General features: G+C 59.7%; 24 protein-coding genes and 2 pseudogenes. 14 read left to right on the forward strand and 12 right to left on the reverse strand.

Translation table 11 applies throughout. From position 1 onward, the window contains the following. Positions 1–142 precede the first annotated feature (142 nt). The 5 genes and pseudogenes from AC25BC_RS32385 to AC25BC_RS32405 form a co-directional block, all read left to right on the forward strand. Entirely contained in the window at positions 143–1,129 is a 987-nt protein-coding gene (locus AC25BC_RS32385; RefSeq protein WP_128406517.1) for an MDR/zinc-dependent alcohol dehydrogenase-like family protein, read from the forward strand. After that, positions 1,123–2,151 carry a Gfo/Idh/MocA family protein gene (locus AC25BC_RS32390; RefSeq protein ID WP_003554661.1) on the forward strand — a complete coding sequence of 343 codons (1,029 nt, stop codon included), beginning with the start codon at positions 1,123–1,125 and terminating at the stop codon, positions 2,149–2,151. Before AC25BC_RS32385 ends, AC25BC_RS32390 begins: the two co-directional genes overlap by 7 nt. 166 nt (positions 2,152–2,317) lie before the next feature. Next, positions 2,318–2,527: a helix-hairpin-helix domain-containing protein gene (locus AC25BC_RS32395; protein WP_128406518.1), complete on the forward strand. Its 210-nt coding sequence runs from the start codon at positions 2,318–2,320 to the stop codon at positions 2,525–2,527. Between the two features lie 73 nt (positions 2,528–2,600). Then, entirely contained in the window at positions 2,601–3,155 is a 555-nt protein-coding gene (locus tag AC25BC_RS32400) for a DUF1003 domain-containing protein (RefSeq protein ID WP_003554657.1), read from the forward strand. 263 nt (positions 3,156–3,418) lie between these two features. After that, positions 3,419–3,788: pseudogene (locus AC25BC_RS32405) on the forward strand (FdhF/YdeP family oxidoreductase); the annotation flags it as partial. A gap of 17 nt (positions 3,789–3,805) precedes the next feature. On the opposite strand, the pseudogene AC25BC_RS32410 reads toward AC25BC_RS32405, so the two are convergent. The 5 genes and pseudogenes from AC25BC_RS32410 to AC25BC_RS32430 all read right to left on the reverse strand — a co-directional run. Beyond that, a pseudogene (locus tag AC25BC_RS32410) lies at positions 3,806–4,038 on the reverse strand (alkylated DNA repair protein); the annotation flags it as partial. 140 nt (positions 4,039–4,178) lie between these two features. Continuing rightward, entirely contained in the window at positions 4,179–5,981 is a 1,803-nt protein-coding gene (locus AC25BC_RS32415; RefSeq protein WP_003554655.1) for a thiamine pyrophosphate-binding protein, read from the reverse strand. A gap of 123 nt (positions 5,982–6,104) precedes the next feature. Continuing rightward, positions 6,105–6,275, reverse strand: a complete 171-nt coding sequence (locus AC25BC_RS32420; protein ID WP_003554653.1) for a hypothetical protein — start codon at positions 6,273–6,275, stop codon at positions 6,105–6,107. After that, positions 6,275–6,427, reverse strand: a complete 153-nt coding sequence (locus AC25BC_RS32425; RefSeq protein WP_003554651.1) for a hypothetical protein — start codon at positions 6,425–6,427, stop codon at positions 6,275–6,277. The genes AC25BC_RS32420 and AC25BC_RS32425 overlap by 1 nt, the downstream gene beginning before the upstream one ends. A gap of 59 nt (positions 6,428–6,486) precedes the next feature. After that, the gene (locus AC25BC_RS32430; protein ID WP_003554649.1) at positions 6,487–6,906 is read right to left on the reverse strand and encodes a response regulator; all 420 of its coding nucleotides are present in this window, start codon (positions 6,904–6,906) and stop codon (positions 6,487–6,489) included. A gap of 684 nt (positions 6,907–7,590) precedes the next feature. On the opposite strand from AC25BC_RS32430, the gene AC25BC_RS32435 reads away from it, so the two are divergent. Next, positions 7,591–8,310, forward strand: coding sequence for a Crp/Fnr family transcriptional regulator (locus AC25BC_RS32435; RefSeq protein WP_003554647.1), 720 nt, complete (start codon positions 7,591–7,593; stop codon positions 8,308–8,310). Positions 8,311–8,343: 33 nt separating this feature from the next. On the opposite strand, the gene AC25BC_RS32440 is transcribed toward AC25BC_RS32435, so the two are convergent. Both AC25BC_RS32440 and AC25BC_RS32445 read right to left on the reverse strand, forming a co-directional pair. Further along, on the reverse strand, positions 8,344–8,571 hold the full coding sequence (locus AC25BC_RS32440; protein WP_003554645.1) for a hypothetical protein: 228 nt from the start codon (positions 8,569–8,571) through the stop codon (positions 8,344–8,346). Between the two features lie 95 nt (positions 8,572–8,666). Then, complete coding sequence (locus AC25BC_RS32445; RefSeq protein ID WP_012760319.1) at positions 8,667–9,038, reverse strand: hypothetical protein; 372 nt, start codon at positions 9,036–9,038, stop codon at positions 8,667–8,669. 253 nt (positions 9,039–9,291) lie between these two features. On the opposite strand from AC25BC_RS32445, the gene AC25BC_RS32450 reads away from it, so the two are divergent. Together AC25BC_RS32450 and AC25BC_RS32455 are read left to right on the forward strand one after the other, a co-directional pair. After that, positions 9,292–9,591, forward strand: a complete 300-nt coding sequence (locus AC25BC_RS32450; protein WP_017997498.1) for a hypothetical protein — start codon at positions 9,292–9,294, stop codon at positions 9,589–9,591. Further along, positions 9,591–9,893 carry a hypothetical protein gene (locus AC25BC_RS32455; protein ID WP_017997497.1) on the forward strand — a complete coding sequence of 101 codons (303 nt, stop codon included), beginning with the start codon at positions 9,591–9,593 and terminating at the stop codon, positions 9,891–9,893. Before AC25BC_RS32450 ends, AC25BC_RS32455 begins: the two co-directional genes overlap by 1 nt. 79 nt (positions 9,894–9,972) lie before the next feature. Here the strand turns inward: AC25BC_RS32455 and AC25BC_RS32460 are convergent, their stop codons facing one another. Together AC25BC_RS32460 and AC25BC_RS32465 are read right to left on the reverse strand one after the other, a co-directional pair. Further along, complete coding sequence (locus tag AC25BC_RS32460) at positions 9,973–10,233, reverse strand: hypothetical protein (protein WP_003554637.1); 261 nt, start codon at positions 10,231–10,233, stop codon at positions 9,973–9,975. Positions 10,234–10,360: 127 nt separating this feature from the next. Next, the gene (locus tag AC25BC_RS32465) at positions 10,361–10,888 is read right to left on the reverse strand and encodes a DUF4142 domain-containing protein (protein WP_003554634.1); all 528 of its coding nucleotides are present in this window, start codon (positions 10,886–10,888) and stop codon (positions 10,361–10,363) included. A 226-nt stretch (positions 10,889–11,114) separates the two neighbouring features. On the opposite strand from AC25BC_RS32465, the gene AC25BC_RS32470 reads away from it, so the two are divergent. Both AC25BC_RS32470 and AC25BC_RS32475 read left to right on the forward strand, forming a co-directional pair. Further along, entirely contained in the window at positions 11,115–12,284 is a 1,170-nt protein-coding gene (locus AC25BC_RS32470; protein ID WP_012760315.1) for a zinc-dependent alcohol dehydrogenase, read from the forward strand. A gap of 402 nt (positions 12,285–12,686) precedes the next feature. Next, positions 12,687–13,172: a gamma-glutamylcyclotransferase family protein gene (locus tag AC25BC_RS32475; protein WP_245459836.1), complete on the forward strand. Its 486-nt coding sequence runs from the start codon at positions 12,687–12,689 to the stop codon at positions 13,170–13,172. Between the two features lie 228 nt (positions 13,173–13,400). On the opposite strand, the gene AC25BC_RS32480 is transcribed toward AC25BC_RS32475, so the two are convergent. Further along, complete coding sequence (locus tag AC25BC_RS32480) at positions 13,401–14,426, reverse strand: sensor histidine kinase (protein ID WP_128439421.1); 1,026 nt, start codon at positions 14,424–14,426, stop codon at positions 13,401–13,403. 195 nt (positions 14,427–14,621) lie between these two features. Between AC25BC_RS32480 and lov the strand changes: the two genes are divergently transcribed. Continuing rightward, positions 14,622–15,650 carry a blue-light-activated histidine kinase gene (gene lov, locus AC25BC_RS32485; protein WP_017997493.1) on the forward strand — a complete coding sequence of 343 codons (1,029 nt, stop codon included), beginning with the start codon at positions 14,622–14,624 and terminating at the stop codon, positions 15,648–15,650. A 133-nt stretch (positions 15,651–15,783) separates the two neighbouring features. Beyond that, entirely contained in the window at positions 15,784–16,095 is a 312-nt protein-coding gene (locus AC25BC_RS32490; protein ID WP_003554625.1) for a DUF982 domain-containing protein, read from the forward strand. Positions 16,096–16,349: 254 nt separating this feature from the next. Here AC25BC_RS32490 and AC25BC_RS32495 read toward each other — a convergent pair whose 3' ends face one another. Together AC25BC_RS32495 and AC25BC_RS32500 are read right to left on the reverse strand one after the other, a co-directional pair. Beyond that, on the reverse strand, positions 16,350–16,649 hold the full coding sequence (locus tag AC25BC_RS32495; RefSeq protein ID WP_128439422.1) for a hypothetical protein: 300 nt from the start codon (positions 16,647–16,649) through the stop codon (positions 16,350–16,352). A 15-nt stretch (positions 16,650–16,664) separates the two neighbouring features. Further along, positions 16,665–16,988: a hypothetical protein gene (locus AC25BC_RS32500; RefSeq protein WP_128439423.1), complete on the reverse strand. Its 324-nt coding sequence runs from the start codon at positions 16,986–16,988 to the stop codon at positions 16,665–16,667. Between the two features lie 243 nt (positions 16,989–17,231). Here AC25BC_RS32500 and AC25BC_RS32505 point away from each other — a divergent pair, with 243 nt between their 5' ends. Further along, positions 17,232–17,708: an Hsp20 family protein gene (locus AC25BC_RS32505; protein WP_128439424.1), complete on the forward strand. Its 477-nt coding sequence runs from the start codon at positions 17,232–17,234 to the stop codon at positions 17,706–17,708. 374 nt (positions 17,709–18,082) lie between these two features. After that, positions 18,083–18,562, forward strand: a complete 480-nt coding sequence (locus tag AC25BC_RS32510; protein WP_128439549.1) for an LBP/BPI/CETP family protein — start codon at positions 18,083–18,085, stop codon at positions 18,560–18,562. The last annotated feature ends 484 nt before the right edge of the window (positions 18,563–19,046 follow it).

Consider the following 19,046-nt stretch of genomic DNA (forward strand, 5'->3'; position numbering starts at 1 on the left):
TCTTTGACATCATCCGGAACATCCGGCGGCGTCGCTGGTTCGGCGGCCAATCCGTGAGCGAAATATTTTCTCGAGGATTGAGAAGCGGCCACCGGCGTCTGTCAGCTAGCAGGCCGGCCCGTGCCAAACGAAGGAGCAATTCATGAACATGTTGGCAAGAGCGGCCGAGGGTGCGACCCGGGCGGCGATCATCACCGGTCCCGGAGACGTGTCCGTCGAAGAGAGACCTCTTCCTCAGCCGAGGCCGGGGCAGGTCAGGATCAGGCTCGAAGGGTCGGGCGTGTGCGCTTCCAATCTTGGCCCTTGGGCCGGCCCGGAATGGATGAGTTTTCCGACGGAGCCGGGCGGTCTCGGGCACGAGGGCTGGGGCAGGATCGATGCGCTCGGGGACGGGGTTTCTGGCCTCAACCTGGGAGACCGCGTCGCCGCGCTCACCTATCACGCCTACGCCACCCACGACATCGCCGATGAAGACATGGTCGTGTCGCTGCCGCGGGCGTTCGATGGCCAACCCTTTCCGGGCGAGCCGCTCGGCTGCGCGATGAACATATTCCGGCGCAGCCGCGTCGAGGCGGGTCAGACCGTCGCCATCATCGGGATCGGATTTCTCGGCGCCTTGCTAACGCAGCTTGTCAGCGGCGCCGGCGCGCGCGTCATTGCCATCTCGCGCCGTCCGTTTTCACTTGAAATCGCCAAGCGCATGGGCGCCGCCGAGACCGTGTCGATGGACGACCACTGGCGGATCATCGAAGCTGTGAGAGAATTAACCAACGGTGCTTTCTGCCACCGCGTCATAGAGGCGGTCGGCAAGCAGTGGCCGCTCGATCTCGCCGGCGAACTGACCGCCGAGCGCGGCCGGCTGGTGGTTGCTGGATACCATCAAGACGGGCCGAGGCAAGTCAACATGCAGCTCTGGAACTGGCGTGGCATCGACGTCATCAATGCTCACGAACGCGATCCCAGGATTTATGTCAGTGGCATGCGCGAGGCGATCGAAGCAATGGTCTCCGGCAGGCTCGATCCGTCATCGCTCTATACGCACGTCTATCCGCTCGAAGGCCTTGGCGAGGCGCTCGACGCCACCCGCGATAGGCCCGATGGTTTCCTCAAGGCGATGGTGACATGCTGATGAATGGGATGATTGAGCGCTCCCCGCGGACGCGGGTCAAGTCCGTTAGGCTCGGTTTTCTCGGTGTCGGCTGGATCGGCAGAAGCCGAATGGAGGCGATCCTCCGCACGCAAATGGCCGAGGCCGCTGCCGTCGCCGATCCCTCGGAGGACATGCTGAATGAAGCCCTGCGTCTTGCGCCGGACGCGGAAATCGTCGGCGGTCTCGATGCGCTGCTGTCACGCGACCTCGACGGCGTCGTCATCGCCACGCCGAGCGCGCTGCACGCCGAGCAGTCGATCCGAGCGCTGCGGGCCGGGGTCGCAGTGTTTTGCCAGAAACCGCTCGGCCGATCCGGCGCGGAAGCGGCAGCCGTCGTGGCCGCCGCCAGATCAGCCGACAGGCTGTTGGGCGTCGATCTCTCCTATCGTCATACGCAAGGCATGCAGCGCATCCGCGATCTGATCAGAAATGGCGAACTCGGCACCGTCTTCGCCGCCGATCTGGTCTTCCACAATGCCTATGGCCCCGACAAGTCCTGGTTCTACGACAAGTCGCTATCGGGCGGAGGATGCGTCATCGACCTCGGCGTCCACCTCATCGACATGGCGCTCTGGTGCCTCGACTTTCCCCAGGTGGTTGACGTCACGAGTACGCTGATGAAAGGCGGCCAGCCAATCAGCGCAGCGGGGGATGTCGAGGATTTCGCCATCGCCACCCTGACGTTGGCAAGTGGGGCGGTCATCCGCCTTGCCTGCTCCTGGCGGCTGCAGGCAGGATGCGACGCGGTCATCGGCGCCGACTTCTTCGGAACATCCGGGGGTGCATCCTTCAGGAACGTCGGCGGGTCGTTCTATGACCTTGCGGCCTATCGCTTCCGCGGCACGTCCGCCGAAGATCTTGCCCTGCCTCCGGACGACTGGGGCGGCCGGGCGGCGGCCGACTGGGCGGTCCGGCTCGCCAGTGGTGAGGCTTATGATCCGTCCTGCGAACGACTTGTCGAAGTTGCCGACATCATCGATGACATCTATCGGCACGCATGAAGCAGCGGCCTCGGCCCGGCCGGATGAAATTGTTTGCAGTCAGCGGTGAATCGGCTGGAACCGCCGCGCCCTTTCTCGGTTTTGGCGGTCGCAAATCATCTGCGGGATAGACATGGCCTCTCGACCAGCACGGAAGACGTCGAAGCCGCGGACAGCCTCGAGCGATATGCTCGTCCGCAGCAAAATTCCTGTCTGGATCGTCAAGGCGCTTCTTTCCAGCGGCATCAAGCGCGTCAGTAAATTGTCTTCAATGACCGACGATGAACTGCTGGCGCTTCCCGGCATCGGCAAGCGCGCGATCGAACTGATCCGATCGTCTCGGAAGGCCCGCGAAAGCGGCGGGAGCCAGGCTCGGGGATCGCCTCTTCGTCGATGACGTGAGGGGCGCTGGTCACACGGAACTCTCCGCCTTCGCGGGGGTTTGGATTTGCTTAACATGGAAGCATGCTATGTCGATGCCGAAATCCGAGCAGCAGCAGACCACGATATCGAGACGTCTCGACCGCAACATCGAGGCTCTGTTGAAACGGCGGGAGCAGGAAGCGCGGCAATCGAGCCGGCAGGAGCGGGCAGCCGATGCTATTACCCGTTTCGCGGGATCCTTGATGTTCGTCTACCTGCACCTGCTGGTCGTCACGCTCTGGATCGTCGTCAATATCGGCCTTGTTCCTCTCGTGCCGGCCTTCGACCCCTCTTTGGTCATTTTGGCGATGGTCGCATCCGTCGAAGCCATTTTCATCTCGACATTCGTGCTGATCAGTCAAAACCGGATGGCGGAAGCCGACGACAAGCGCGCCGATCTCAATTTGCAGATTTGCCTTCTGGCGGAGCATGAGGCGACTGAGTTGCTGACCCTGGTCTCGGCCATCGCCGAGAAGCTCGGCGTCGAAATCGAGACGAGCGAGGAGCTTGAGGAACTGAAAGAGCACGTGAGGCCGGAAGAAGTGCTGGACGAAATCGAAGAGAAGATGCAGCGGCGGGGGACCAGAGAGCCGCCGGCGTAAACCGCCATCGCCGGCGTGTCGCCCGCTTCACGACGGTTTGGTCGGAAAGAATTTCGGCGGGCTTGGAACCGCGTCGATTCCGCGCGGAACATCCTTTCCGGAGTTTGGCAGCAGAACCGCGTGACGGTACCGGAGGGCGAAGCGTATCACGGCAGATACCAGCCGCTGATCCGACCACTCGGTGTCAGGGACGGATGCGCCGACGTCAGCCGACGCGACACGGCGTCGGTAAATGCAAGGTAAACTTCAAGACATTCCAGACCATGACGGCAAAACCCAGAAAAACACCGAGAATCGGTTTCCACAGCGCCGGCGGGTGGATGGGGCTCGGCGAGATCGGTGAGAGAAAGTCTTCTCCGAGAACATATCCCGGTCTCCAGCTCGGGGCTCTTGGCGCATCAAAACAAGCCGGCCGGATATATGTGCGTCAGTTGCGCCTGGGCCAAACCCGCCAAGACGCATCCACTGGAATTCCGTGAAAATGGCGCCAAGGCGACGGCCTGCGAGACGACGAACCAACGCGCCGACCGGTCTTTCTTTGAAGCACATACCCTGACCGAACTCGAAGACTGGCGCGACCACGACCTGGAGGAACAGGGACGCCTCACCCATCCGATGCGGCTCGAGCATGCTTGTTGCCGCCCTGCTGGCCTGAACCTGCCGAACGGCGAAGCGAGAGCGAGACCACCGCCCAATTTCAATCGGTCCGGCTGAGCCGGGCGGCGTGACAGGAGGCGCAGTCGGCGGCAAGAAAAACCAGTTTCCCCTTCGTCGCGTCGCCTGCCGTCAATGCAGCATTTTCCGCATCGAGGCGCGGATCAGCCTCGGTCACATGGCGGAACAGAAAAACCACGATCAGGATGCAGATGACAACACCGGCCATCGGGCCTACCGGCGCGCGGACGACAAGGTCTGGCGCAGGCGATGGGCTGCGGCGCGAAAGTCGCCACCGGCTGTAGACAAGCTGTTCATAATACTCTTTCCACTCAGTCAAGCGCGGGTCGGCGCCCCTCCTTCGACGGCTCAAGGTATGCCCGGCAAATCGGTCGTGTTTTCGGACAGTTCCTTTTCCTGCTCTCCGGCGTCCATCATCTCGCGAAGCGGCGAGCGCGACACATTCGCCTCGATCGCCCGATGACCCGGCGTCTCCGGAAGAGCCTGGCGAAAGCTCTTGGCATAGTCTTTGGGCATCTTCGGAGGCATCATCGGCTCGTATTGGTCAACCATCGCTTGAATGACCACCGGACCGGCGACGGAGAAAGCCTCCGTCAAAGTCGGCTCTATCTGATCGAAACGCCGAATTGTGAAGCCGCGGCCTCCCATTGCCTCCGCCGCCTTGGCGAAGTCGATGGGCGCCAGTTCGCAGGCAAATTGCGGGTTGCCAAGGAACATCATCTGCTCCCAGGCGATCTGGTTGAGCATGCCGTTGCAGATCACCAGCAATTTCAGCGGGAGAGCCATGCGAACGGCGGTCGAGAACTCGCCGAGCTGCATGCCGAATCCGCCATCGCCAATGACCGCGTAGATTGGCCGCTTCGGATCGGCGGCGCCCGCCGCTATCGCATAAGGCAGGCCGGAAGCCATCGAGGCGAGCGCGCCGGAGACTGCGAACTGGTTTGTCGTGCGGAGGTCGATGTGGCGCGCCGCCAGCTCGGTGTTCTGGCCGGAATCGGCCACCAGCACGCCATCGGCCGCGATGCGCCTGCCGAAAGCTCGAACCACCGCCTGTGGCTTTAACGGAGCGCTCCGCTCCGTCTCCATCGTCTCCATCTTTCTGCGCCATTCGGACATCGCCGTTTGCGCCTTTTCCAGGAACGACCGATCTGTTTTCCTGGTCAGCCTAGGCCTAAGGAGCCGTAGCGTTTCCCGCGCGTCCCCCACCAGACCGGCATCGACGGGAAATCGTAGGCCAATTCGCTGAGGATCGCTGTCGATCTGCACGCCGCGAGCGGCTTCGGGCCGCGGGTAATATTCGATGTAGGGAAAGGAGGAACCGACAATCAGCACCGCGTCGCACTGTTCCATGATCTCCTGCGAGGGAGCGGTGCCGAGAATTCCAATCCCGCCGGTCGTCAAGGGATCGTCGTCGGCGAGAGCCGTCTTGCCGAGCAGGGCTTTGGCCACCGGCGCGGCGAGCAGGTCGGCGATCTCGCGCAATTCCTCCGCCGCGCCGACAACACCCCGGCCGGCGAGGATGGCGACCTTGCGGGCATCGTTCAGTATCCGGGCCGCACGATCGAGCTCGATCTCCTCTGGCACTTGGCGGCCGTGGAAATAGCGGTTCGGTACGTGTTTCGGGCGGTTCCGTTTCGATCGCGATTTCCCGTCCATCTCCTGGACGTCGTTGGCGATGGAGAGATGTGCGACGCCCCGGCGCGAGAGCGCCGAGCGGCAGGCGAGGCTGGCGACGTTCTCCATGTGCGACGCGTCACTGACATGCGCATTGTAGAGCGCGACATTGTCGAACACGCGGGTCAAGTCGACGTCCTGCTGGGTAAAGGTTTCGATCAGGTCGTGATACTGCGTCCCGGTGATGGCAAGCACCGGCATCTGATCGAGCTTGGCATCATAAAGTCCCGTCAGCAGATTCGTGCCGCCTGGTCCGGACGTTGCAAGGCAAACGCCGAGATTTCCGGTGAATTTAGCGTAGGCACTCGCCATGAAAGCGGCCGATTCCTCATGCCGGACCTGGATGAAGCGGATCTGGTCCTGGCGCTTGCGCAACGCCTCCATGACCCCGTTAATACCGTCTCCAGGAAGGCCGAAGATGACCTTCACGTCCCATTCAATCAGTGTGTCTATCAATATGTCAGCGGCATTGGGCATCGAAATCGTCCTCTGCTTGTCAAAGACCGCAAACCTGCGTCATTGGGAAAGGTTCCAAAGCCACGCCCCGGAAGAGCTGCGCGGCAGCGAAGCGATGTGGCAGGCAAGTATGCCCGAGCGCGTTCACATCCTATGCGCCAAGCCATAGACGAGGATCGTGACGTAAAGCAGGAAGGCGACGACGGCCACGGTCGCGATCAAGGTGACGGCAATCCGCCCGCCTTTCAGGCTGTTTCGCTGCTGTTCAGTGCTGGGCCGGGTCACCTGGATAGGATCGTGCTCGGGCGCGTCCATCAGGGCTTCGCTTTCGTCGAGATTTTTGCAGGCTCGTCATTTCCGCCGCTTGCGTTAAATGAGACCATCGAGCCGAAAACGATCAAAAGCCCAACTAACGTGATGGCGCCGATGTAGATGAAGGAAGCCCGACCGTCCGATTGCTGGTTCATCTGCCTCTCCCTTGGTTTGCCAAACCAAAGAACAGCGGCAATGTTCCCGCCAGCTGGCCTTATCGCGTCTTTTTGCTTTCCCCGCGGCCATCGACCACGATCGACGTCGGCCCCTGACCTATGCAGCGCATCACTTCCGTCAGCAATATGGAGGGCTCGCATGGTTTTTCCAACCACACGCCCTCGGAAAATGACAAAGCATCCGGGTGCACCTTCCGCTGAGCACCGGTGTAAACAATGAATGGTATATGGCGGCCGCGCAAAGATCTCGCAATCGCTCCAGCGACGCCATCTGTCAATTCGATGTCCATCACCACGAGATCGGGATCGTTCGCTGTCAGCCATTCTTCGGCTGCTCGACAAGACGACACTGTCTCTATCCGATCGAAGCCGGCGCCATGAAGGATGTCTTCCACGTCCATCGCGATGATAATCTCATCCTCCATCAGAAGGATGGACGTCGTTCCTGCAACGCTCATGGCCAAACTCCTAAAATACTGGATTACACAATAGACCTTTCGAGTCAAAATACAGGTTTCGTGCGCTATCGCACAGTTATCCTACCTCGCATGTTTCTCGCGAGGAATACTGGCAAGAGAGACGGGACCACGCAAGTTTTCAAATGGAGCCAAGGCGCGCCGCTGACGCGCCAGATCGTGTCGCCGACGATCTACGGCCTCGTCTTGTGGACGGCAAGTCCGACCGGTCGGCCGTCTGTTTCGTCCTGCATAGTCCGGAACAATCGCTTTGACGAGGAGGTCGGCCGGTTGAGGATTGACCCGGGGATCGACATTCTGGGTCCGGTCGGTTCATGCGTCGCCTGACGAACGAGAATTGCCAGATTGTCGAGGGTGGTGCCATCTCGGCGCGCTCCACGCTGAGACTGTGACTGGCTGCTCAGGCTCGCGATCTCCGTCTGCAAATAGCGGCCCGCGTCGCCCAGCCACTTCCACGCGAAGGAACTGCCGGCCGAGGAAGAGCCGGCTGGCCGTCATTCGAGCGGTTTCGGCGATCGATACCATCGGGCCTCTTTGTTCATAGGGGACAGGGACGCGCGAACACCGGACCGTCTGTACGCTATGGCACAGTGCATTGCTCAACGATTCGAGATGGTTAGGTTCGCCGCAGCAACGGGCGAAGGACTGCCACATGTGGACGAAACCATGGATGACGAGCAATTGAATTTTAGAAATGAGCTGTTGCGGGCCATGGGCCCACAAGAGCGCGATCTGATCGTGCCTCATATGGAGCCAATAACTCTCGATGTCCCCTTAATCCTTGAGATGGAGGATACGCTGGTCGGCGACATCTATATCCTCGAATCTGGACTTGCTTCGATCGTGGCGAGATTTCCGGGTGGGCGCGATATCGAGGTTGGCATCGTCGGCCGGGAGGGAATGACAGGTGCCGCCGTGATGCTCGGCGGAGACCAGTCCGCCAATCGGACGTTCATGCAGGTCTCAGGCCACGGCTTCAAATTACCAGCCCCGATCCTTTCCGCGGCCATGGAAGAAAGCCGGACCTTGCGCGGCCTGCTTCTCGCGTATGTCCAGGCGCTGCTCGCGCAAACGACTTCGACGGTGCTAGCCAATGGTCACGCCAAGCTAGAGGAGCGGCTCGCACGTTGGTTGCTGATGGTCCATGACCGAACGGACGGCATGATGATATCCCTGACCCACGAATTTCTCGCCGTGATGCTGGGGGTCCGCCGCGCCGGAGTGACGGTCGCGTTGCATCTGCTGGAGGGCAAAGGTCTGATCCGGTCCACCCGAAGGCAAATCGTCATTCTCAACAGGCGCGGATTGATCGAAGAGGCGCATGGCTGCTACGGTGCGGCGGAGGAGGAATATCGGCGACTGATCGGCAGCCCTCTCGCGCGTTGAGCGAACTTTTGATCAAACCTGGTCGTGCCGCGGTCAGAGGCGGCGCTTGCGGGCCGATGCCAGGCGACCCACCGAAAGCAATTTGTCCTGGTCTGCCACTCCATGTCGGTAGAGGCTGATCAGCAATGCCGCGATCTCCTGCGTTTCAGGCGCTCGCAGAGGCTTGCCCGTCTCGCAACAGATGGTATTCAAAATGGCCCGCAGATGACTGAGGTCATCTGAATCGAGGGCCTTCAAATGAGCAGACTGAGAATCGAGCATAGCGCCGTTCCCGACATAAAGGCTTCGGATCATGCGGCCCCCATCATGAGGTCCGCAAACGCCTAGCGCAACGCTTGGTGCGTAAACGCACGGATCTAATGATAATAGCCGGCACCAAATCCGAACAATGCCTCTACGATGGCGTTGATGTCGGCGGCACGATCGCTGAGGACGAAGCCGGCTGAGAGCGCTTCGGCCGGATGCCCTTGAGCGAAGACGAAGGGTATGCGCCGGATCTCCAGCCATTCATTCATTGCGAGCATCGCCTCGTCCGGGATCGTGACGTCGATGATCGCCGCGTCACATGCAAAGGTTTCCTTTGGACCATGCATCGCGAACATATCGACGCTGCTGGTGACGACCACGGCTTGACGCGCGGCCCATGCCTTCTTGACGCTGTCTGAGAGAAAGCCGGGTTCACCAATGATGACGATCGTCTTGCCAGCGACCGGACTAAGCGATTTCATAGCGGACGCCTGCAAGAGTGGTTGGACCGTCATCATGCTGCCAACCGGCGATTTACCGGCGCTGACAGGCTATCCGTACCATATTCAAGTTTGCGATGCGACGTTCCTCTAATCCGTCCCGAACCCGACCGCGCTGTGTTGGTTCCCCAGCCGATGGCGAGGTGAGGGGGAGGATTTCGTACGATTCCGCACTAGCGGTTGAAATCGAAAATCCAGAATTTTAGGATCGCCTTAAATAACGAGGAGGAAGACGATGACCCAGCACTCGGGAATTACGAAGCCGGCTCTGCAGCCTGGTGACATCGCCATGTTGCAGGCTGTGTTGCAGGGTTGGTGCCAAGAAAAATCATGCGGGATGGCCAGCCCCGCGGCGCAGCATGTGGCGAGGGAACTTGTCTCCTGGTTCGAGTGCGGCATTCGAGACCAGGGTAAACTCAGCGGTCTGATGCGCTATATGCAAGTGGATTTCAACAGCTTATCGATCCCGACGAAGCCGCGGCGTCCTGAGCCCCTGCCGTTCGCTGTCAATATTGGCGAAACCAGGGTGCTGTAATGGACAGACTTGTCTATTTCAAAAGGATGGCCTCCGATCCGGCCGCGCTCGATACCGTCGTTCGGGGGATTATTGTGCGAAAGATCGTCGATGAACTTCAGGAAATCTGCGATAGCGAGGCGAGCTGCGGTGCTGACCGGTACCCGGCGGTCGATGGTCTGCTTCGGACGATCCGAGCTTCGATCATATCGATCAGCAAAGCCGACGACCGTTGTTGGCAGAAGATCGTTGACGAGCTCCTACAGCTTCGCGCGACGATGGTTGATCTGAAGGCCGGCCATGGTGGCAAGACCTCCCATTGATAGGGAACTACACACGTCCCGCCGATGCGCTCTCATGGCCTTTGGCCAGGACGCATACTGATCGGCGATTGTTTGGGCGTCACTTGCCCGGCAGGTCCTTCTCCGTCGTCGCGGCAGCCGGAAGCCTTTGCTGCGACTGCTCTCTGTCAGAGGCGCGCACCGGGGCCGTCGGCGCCTTGGCGACATACACGCCCAGTCCCAGCGCGCCGATGGCAACGATGAAAGCGCCGGCTATGGCGAAGACAGACCGTCGTCCGTCCTGCTTGATCATTCCAAAAGCGAGGGCGATCCCGAGAAGGGCTGCTCCTCCTGCCACGGCGAACAGCCAGAGATAATTCATCAGCGTAAGCTCCCAATGTCCGGCCGCCTAACCCCGAAGAACAAGGAAGGTTCCTGGAGCATCCGTTTTTTCCAAATCTCGGATGTTCCACCTCGTTCTCTTGAATTCGGCGCAACAGCGGCGAAGGCTATTTGTTCAGGTCCTCCGCCATCTGCAGATGATGTTCAAGCGCAGGCCTCGTGCTTGCCGCCCAAGCTTTCAGCTCAGCATTGTCGCCGCCTTCGCCGTAGCGCTTGAAGAGGTCGACCGCGTCCTCGTGCGCGGATTCCTGGTCGGAATGATATTGCTTGATGAAATCATCGCCTTGAAGGCCCTTCAGCTTGTCGAGCATGTCCTGCTGCGCGCTGGTCATGGCGCTCGGCAACTGCGCCTTGACCTTGCCGGCGGAAATCAGCGCCTTGAGCTCGCTGCTCGTCTTCTCGTGATCCGTCACCATCTGCTGGGCGAAGGTTTTGGTCGCGGCATCACCGCGATCGACTGCCAACTTGCTGGATTCGATCTCGAACATATCACTGGTGGCGGCCTCCTGTACGAAGTCCTCTGTCTTCGGCGCAACGCCAATCAGCGAGTTGACTCCGGACTTTTCCGCGGCGGATTGGGCCAGGACAGGTCCAGCAAGCGAAATGGCAAGAGAGGCGATAATGATCTTCTTCATGGTTGGTCTCCTGGTTGGTGGCTCGATTCGGCCGCTAAACAAGCCCAAGGCGGAATTGTTCCCTGCAAATGGATCCCTCCCGCTTTCCGATGGAACAACTCCTTCCGATCACGGTTTGGCTGTCTTGAGTTTGAAGACCAGAGACGGAAAAATCGTTTCCAAAAACCGAAAGGGTTGCAAGGCGGCGCGTCCGCTCTGCGCTCGGGATCGAAAGGCGGACGACGACATGAAAGCACTTACCTGGCATGGCAAACACGACATTCGATGCGAGAGCGTTCCAGATCCTCAAGTCGAGGAAGGGCGCGATGCCATCATCAAGGTGACGGCCTGCGCGATCTGCGGGTCTGATCTTCACCTCTTCAACGGTGTGATGCCGGACATGCATAACGGCGACATCATGGGCCACGAGACGATGGGCGAGGTCGTCGAAGTCGGCAAGGACAACAAAAAGCTCAAGGTCGGCGACCGTGTCGTGGTGCCGTTCACCATCTCCTGCGGCGAATGCTTCTTCTGCCAGCGCGGCTTTTATTCCGGATGCGAACGCAGCAACCCCGACCCGGCGAAGGTCAAGAAGATGTGGGGGAATTCACCCGCGGGCCTGTTCGGCTACACACATCTTCTTGGCGGCTACAGTGGAGGTCAGGCGGAGTACCTGCGCGTGCCTTACGCGGACGTCGGCCCGATCAAGGTGCCGGACGGACTGACGGATGAGCAGGTGCTCTTTCTCTCCGACATCTTTCCGACGGGGTACATGGCCGCGGACTTCTGCGATATCCAGCCCGGCGACACGATCGCGATCTGGGGCTGCGGCCCCGTCGGACAGATGGCGATCAAGTCGGCCTTCATCCTCGGCGCCGAGCGCGTCATCGCGATCGATACCGTGCCGGAGCGGCTTGCTCTTGCCGAAGCGTCGGGAGCCACCACCCTCGATTTCATGGACGAAGACATCTACGACAAGCTCATGGAGCTGACCAACGGGCGCGGCGCAGACGCGTGCATCGATGCGGTCGGCACCGAAGCCGATCCGTCGGCGAGCTGGGACTCGCGCCTTGACCGCATCAAGGTCGCCACGTTCATGGGAACCGATCGCCCCCACGTTCTTCGCCAGGCAATCCATTGCTGCCGCAACTTCGGTACGGTGTCGATCGTCGGCGTCTATGGTGGTTTCCTCGACAAGATCCCGATGGGTTCGGCGATCAATCGCGGCCTGACGTTCCGAATGGCGCAGACCCCGGTGCAGCACTACCTGCCGCTGCTCATGGAACGCATTCAAAACGGCGAAATCGATCCGTCGTTCATTATCACGCATCGTGCGACCCTCGACGAAGGTCCCGAGCTCTACAAGACTTTCCGCGACAAGAAGGATGGCTGCATAAAGGTTGTTCTTAAGCCGTAACGAACGTCGCGGACGCCCTGGATCCTAGCCGGCATCGAAGAAAGGTCCGATCATGCAGAAGAAATCAAACGACCCTATCGAAGACCGGAATAGGCTTCGCCCACCGGAGATGGAGCTCGAGCCGATCCGGTCCGAAGGTGAAGACCATGGCGCAGCTGTCGGCAAGCGCGATAAAGCTCGAACCGGCCGCCATGCGGAAGGATCGCCTGCGCCGCGCCGCGCCCAGGTGGACAATGAAAGGGTAGAAGGATTGCCCGAAACAGACGCGGCAGAAAGCTTGGCGACGGCGCCACCTGTGATGAAGCGTGACTGAGCGTGGTCCTCCCAGCCGGATGGAGACACAGGAGATCACGATCGCTCCAACTTGCGGGGGATTGGCCGATAACCATGGGGCTCGCCCGCATGACACGGAACCTATTCGTTTTTGGAACTTTGAAGAAAGGCTTTCCTCTCCATGAACAAGGACTTTCCCGCGCCAGCTTTCTTGGAATTTTCCAGATCCGACAATGTTATCCGATGCTGATTGCCGGCCCTTGGTTCGCGCCGATGATGTTCAATGAACCGGGCATTGGCCATCGGGTCATCGGTGAACTTTACGAGCCTGACGATGATACGATAGCAAGCTTGGATCGGCTGGAATCGATAGGCATGCCCGGCAACCTGCGAGTGGTGCTAGACGTGGAACCGGTCGCCGGCGGGCCAATATGTTCAGCACTGGCATACATGAAATCGCGTCGGCTCGCCCACCCTGTTCATTCGACTTATATGCGAGTCTACGAAGACAGGCGGTTTATTCCCTTCGATCGGCGAGGTTTAGACTTGTATCGCGATGGCTGCGATGTTGCCGACATGGAAACGCCCGCGTCACTTCGAGCGCCCTACAAATAGCCCGGCCGCCTGAAGATCCTGTTTGTGGAATTCATGATCCTTCCCGGCCCGGACGTTTCCTAGATCGCGCATGGGCCTCGGCTTCTTGCGCAACGCGCGCCGGGATAGCCGTTTACGATACCGGCAGGTAATGTTGGTCCATGCGCCTCTCGCGCTTCCAAGGCCAATCGAACCAGCCGCATGCGGGCGACGTCTCTGGGTTTCTCCAATGCGGGCTTAGCGTTTCAGCTACTCCTCGGCGTCGGAATAGTTCTTGTATTGCAGCTTCTGGAGCGATGAATCGAGTTTCAGGACCAACCCTGTCGGCGCATAGTCAAGTGCGACCTCTCCGAAGGCGGACAGGCTGGAGCTCACGAGGCGTGTGCCGAACCCCTTCTTGCTCGGAGCTTCCACCGTCGGGCCTCCAACCTCCTGCCAAGTGAAGTGCAGGCGTTGGTCGCCCGCCTCATCGCGTACGGACCATTCGATTTCGACCCTCCCTGTGTCCATCGACAGCGCACCATACTTGCTGGCGTTGGTGACGAGTTCGTGCAGCACCAGGGAGAAGCAAAGGGCCGCCTGTGGACCCAATTCAACCGCGGGACCGCTCGCTTTGAAACGCCCGGACGTCTCAAGTCCGAGATTAATCGCGGTCGCCTCGACGATTGTCGCCATGCTCGTGCCCAGCCAGTTCTGCTGAAGCAAAATGTCGTGCGCCTTTGAATAAGCATTGATGCGTGCCGTGATCGAATGCTCCGCATCCTCGAGAGAACTGGCGTTTCGGAAGGATTGGCTGGTGATGGCCTGAACGACGGCCAGCGTGTTTTTCATGCGGTGAGAGAGTTCGTGCATCAGGATGCGTTGTCGTTCCTCATTCTCTCTCTGCTCGGTGCGATCCCTCAGAATTTTTACGTATCCCTCGACTTTGCCATCGTCCGACGTCAACGCCATCATCTGACCGGACGCCCAGAACAACGAGCCGTCCTTGCGAACGTGCCAGCGCTCATCATTGCCATGACCTTCGGTCAAAGCGGCAGTCATTTCCAACTGGAGAATCCCGGCCTGCCTGTCTTCCTCGGTGAAGATGACCGCCGCAGGCTGGCCGACAATCTCATCCGCATCCCATCCGAGAATCCGGCGGGCGCCCTCATTCCACGTGGTCACCAGGCCATCGAGATCCGTGGAGATGATCGCATACTCGATGGCACTCTGCAGGATGGCTTCGAGAAAGCGCTCTCGAGAACGGCTGGAATTGGAAAAGAGTTTCATGATCATGTGGTGCGCGCGATCCTTTCGGGGCCTGCGGGCTGAAAGGCCTCATCCCGATTTTATACCGGATGCCGTCGCTTTGGCAAAGGCCGCAGCCATCCTGCAAGTCCCGGAGGAGCGATCGCTAAAGGCACGCAACCTTCCTGGAAACAAAGATACGCGAGCGACGTTATCAAGCGACGTCTTAGTGAGCGTGGAAGCATGACTGGCCATTCGAGAGAAAAACTGCATGGGGATTTGCCCTCCGCATCTTCAAAAGCAGCTTCCGCCGATCGGAAAGAGCTGGCAGCGATCGCATTTGAACGGACCAGGATGCCAATGGTCGTCACCGACGCGCGTAAGTCCGATCAGCCGATCGTGCTTGCAAACAAGGCATTCCTCGAGCTGACAGGTTACGAGGCCGAAGAAGTGTTAGGCCACAACTGTCGTTTCCTGCAGGGCCCCGCGACGTCTCCGATCGCCGCCGCTGAAATTCGTGCCGCTATCGCCGGGGAGCGTGAGATCAGCATCGAGATCCTCAATTATAAGAAGAGCGGAGAGCAGTTCTGGAACCGCTTGCATCTCAGTCCCGTCCATGGGGATGACGGAAGGATCCTGTATTTCTTTGGATCTCAAATCGACATGACGGAATACCGGCGGATCGAGGCACTGGAGGCCTCCGAACATCGCCTGCTGATGGAAGTCGACCACCGATCCAAGAATGTCCTGGCGATCGTCGACAGCATCGTTCGCCTGAGCAACGCCGATGACCCCGCCCTTTACGCCGCCGCCATTCAACACCGCGTGCAGGCGCTTGCCCGTGCCCATACCTTGCTTGCCGCACGAAGATGGACAAGCATTTCTCTTGAAGAACTCATTCGCCAACAGGTATCGCCGTTCGCGGCCACCCGCACCTTTTTTAGCGGACCGGATATCGACATGCCTGCGCCGGTCGTCCAGCCCCTTGCGCTCGTGCTCCACGAGCTCGCTGTCAACGCAGCCCATCACGGTGCGCTTGCCGCTGCGCAAGGTAGGCTTTCGATCAGTTGGAAGCCAGGACCGTCCGGAGCCGGCTTCAGGATCCGGTGGCAGGAGGTGGGCGTCGACACTCCGCCTAGATCAGCAAAGCGGGGTTTTGGCACGGTGATTGTCGGCGCAATGGTTGAAAAACAGCTTAACGGACGTCTTGAGAAAACCTGGTCGGACGAAGGGCTGCTTATCGACATTGAGGTCCCGTCCGCGGGCTCTTGATTTCAGGGACGGCCATTGAAATTAGGGAATGCCCCAGTGATTAGGAACTATTGATTGATCGCCCTTGAACAGCCGGGGTCCTGCCCCAATATCATTTTCATTAGGACCATTGGTGGCATGAAAGGAGGAAAAGATGCCGCTTAACGATGTTCCGTGGACCCTGCCGGTGAGAATCCGGTTGCAGTGCGGTTTGGAGCGCACCTTCACAGGCGCATACGACGCCTTGGATTTTCTCGAGAACGAATGGCCGCTGCGTCATGGAAAGCGCCATGAACGCGCAGTGAAGACGTGTCGTGGCGTCCTCAACGGGATCATTCCTAGCACCGTCGCGCGCGAAGCCTTCGTTGCGGCCTGCCTCGAAGCGGGCATGCCGTCCGTGCTGGCCCCGTGGAAGGGAAAGCCGACGACGCATCCGGCTCGGCCAGCACGCCTCGTCGCCCATTAATGCAGAATGCCAGACCTCGCCTCGGACGAGGAGAGGTCTGGCATCAGCGCACTTTTCCCCCGACAGAGTTCGTCTCCGAATTGGTTCCGCGCAGCGAACGAGGTCGACAAGCGGACGTCGATCTTCTAGCCGGCATCACCGCGAAACAGACCGGGAAAAGGCAGTGCAAAGGGCTTGCCGGATCAGTCATGGTGCGACGTTCGCACGCCACGCAGGCTCGGTCGCGGAAAAAGACGATCTGGACTGCAACAAACCTAATGCAGCACAGCAAGCTTCGCCTGCCTCTCCAGAAGACCTTCGACGGTACCAACAAGACTCGCGGCCCGCCGCAAGAGGTCCGCGCCGGTTTCGCTCATCGCGATGTCGTTGGACATCCTTTCCATACAGCCCGCCACCTCCATCATTGCGGTGCCGAGCTCGCTGCGGCCGAGACGGTCCGCCAGCCGTGCAAGGCGGCGGATGTTCTCCACGTAGCGGGAAATCACCAACAGCCGCTCTGGCATCGGATCATGGGTAGTGGTGACACTGCGAGGTTGGGTTTGCCGGACTTTCATGTCGGCCTCCGCTTACTAAAGCAAAACCGGACGGCGCGTGGGCTGCGTTTGCAAGTCCTCGCCTCGCCACTCCTCGAGCTTCTTCAGTGCGTCGAGTATGTCCCTGTATCGAACTGGATGGTGGACGCCCGGCGGATGGCGCAGTTCCGGCAAGGATTCGACCGCGTGAAGATCAGAAGCCCACGAAGCGAGAATTTCTCGTTTCTCGTCTGTCGAAAGCCGCGCTGACACGACCTCCTCCGGGTGGTCAAAGTGTCGGTGCGTGTGAAGAATGTGCGACGCGGATATCGCGTCGACGGCGTTGTGGGGATTAGTGTGGTCAGAGCCTTTCGTTTTCATCTTGCGTCTCCTAAAAACTTCCAGCTAACGGAGCGAAAATCTCCAGGTAAAAAAGAGATTGTTTCAACGAAAACAGCATTCAAGTGGTTTGAAGCGCGACGCTCGAATTTTTTTTGATGCGCCTCTTGAATCAAAAAACGCTCGAGACCAGATCATTTTTCGTCGGTCGCCGGATGGGGCCGATAGCAACCAGGAGACGCCAGGCCGCGTCTCCATTCCATCTCGCTTTACGGAGGATTTGGTATGAGAAACGACTTCGACTTCGCACCGCTTTATCGGTCCAGCATCGGCTTCGACCGTGTCTTCAATCTCTTGACCAACGCGCAGCAGCGCCTGCAGGCCATCGACACCTGGCCGCCCTATGACATCGTCAAGACGGGCGAGGACGGCTATCGAATTCAGATGGCGCTCGCCGGCTTCGCCGACGCCGATCTCGAGATCACGCAAGAGCGCAACGTGCTGGTGGTGAAGGGTCAGAAGGCCGACGAGAAGGATGGTGAATATTTACATCGCGGTATCGCCGGCCGCGCCTTCGAGCGCCGCTTCGAGCTCGCCGACCACGTCAAGGTGGAAACCGCCTCCTTGACGAACGGCCTTCTCAGCATCGAGCTCCAGCGGGAGATCCCGGAAGCGATGAAGCCCCGTAGGATTGCGATCGGCGGCAACGCCGAAACACAGGCCCCTCTGCAGATCGAGGGCGAAAAGCACGAAGCCGCCTAATTTGAAGGAGGAGCGGGGGCGCTGTCTTTGACGGCGCCCCCGTCCGTATTTGACCCCCACCCCGTCGATGTAAGGGAGCCGGCGGCCTTTTGACGGGCGTGGTTGCTGCGATTGGCGCGGATCGCTGCCACAACACAATGCATCACAAGCAGGCGCCGCCACGACGCCTGGTCGCCGATCCAAGCGTCCGTCCGCGCTGCCGCGAGCTCGTACTACAAACGACGTTGTGCCCTATCGGTCGTAAAACTATATTTTGTGTCCAGGTGCCTTAGGCGGCGGTCATGGTGGCAACCGTCATTGCCTTTCCGGCAGACCGATCCGGCCCCATGATTCAGAGGCGCCTGCGTGAAAACCCAGGCAGATGGGAGAGAGCGATGCGGAACTGTTTAGGCCTGTTAACGGCGGCAGTTTTTCTCCTCCAGCCATGCTCCTTCGCCAAAGCACAGGCGCCGAACGCGTTGGAGAGAGCCATTGGAGATGTGCAGCCATGCAGGTCGTTGAAGACCAAGGTATCGAGCTTCGGCATCAGTGTCGAGGTAGGCGTCGACAAGCTCGATTCCGTCAAGATCGAAAACCTGCAATTGTCGGTGAATGGCGACACGGCGGAGGCGAGCGCCCGCGGCACGCTTGCTTGCAAAACCTCGGACGAAGCGCTGGTCGAAGGAGGGTTTTCAGCTACCGCTGAAGTTCGGCTGAAGATCGACCTGTCGACCTGCAAGACGACCGATACCTCCATCGAGATCGTCAAGACTGGTGGCCGGTTCGGCGATGTCGTCAAGGGACTGGAGACCCAGATCTCCAGCGCCCTCCGGCAAAGCCTGGAGAAGAATTTAGCCAAGCTTTGCCAGAAGTGATCAGCGGATCGACGTCGCTGCCAAAAAGTCCCATGACCCGTGAGCGATCGCCGAACCTTGGAAATAGAAATGCCTCAGCTTATCCAGGTCGTCATCGGGTGGATAGTGATCACCCGTCGATCTACCCTGCTTCCCATTCGCGTTTTCGCCCGACGACGTTCCGGCGTGGAGACGTGGCACGGCTCCGAAGCCGCTGTTCGTCGTCGGGCAGAACCTTCATATGGGCGGTTGGCTCGGGCTGCGCACACGAAAGCTTGCCTCGCGCTAGTGGGCCGAGTTCGCCTTGAAGCGAACGTAGACACGAGGCAAGCGCGTGCTACCATCTCGGATCATGCAGCTGCCTTGGCCATCTCTCCGACATCAAGACGCCCATCAGGCCCTATATCGTGGATGCCGTTGCGAACTGCTCCCGATCCGGCAAAGACACGGCAATTTCAAGGATCGGTATCCTGCTCAGGTCGTGCATGGGGTCACCAGGCCTTGC

The organism is Rhizobium sp. WSM409 (genome assembly GCF_057653825.1).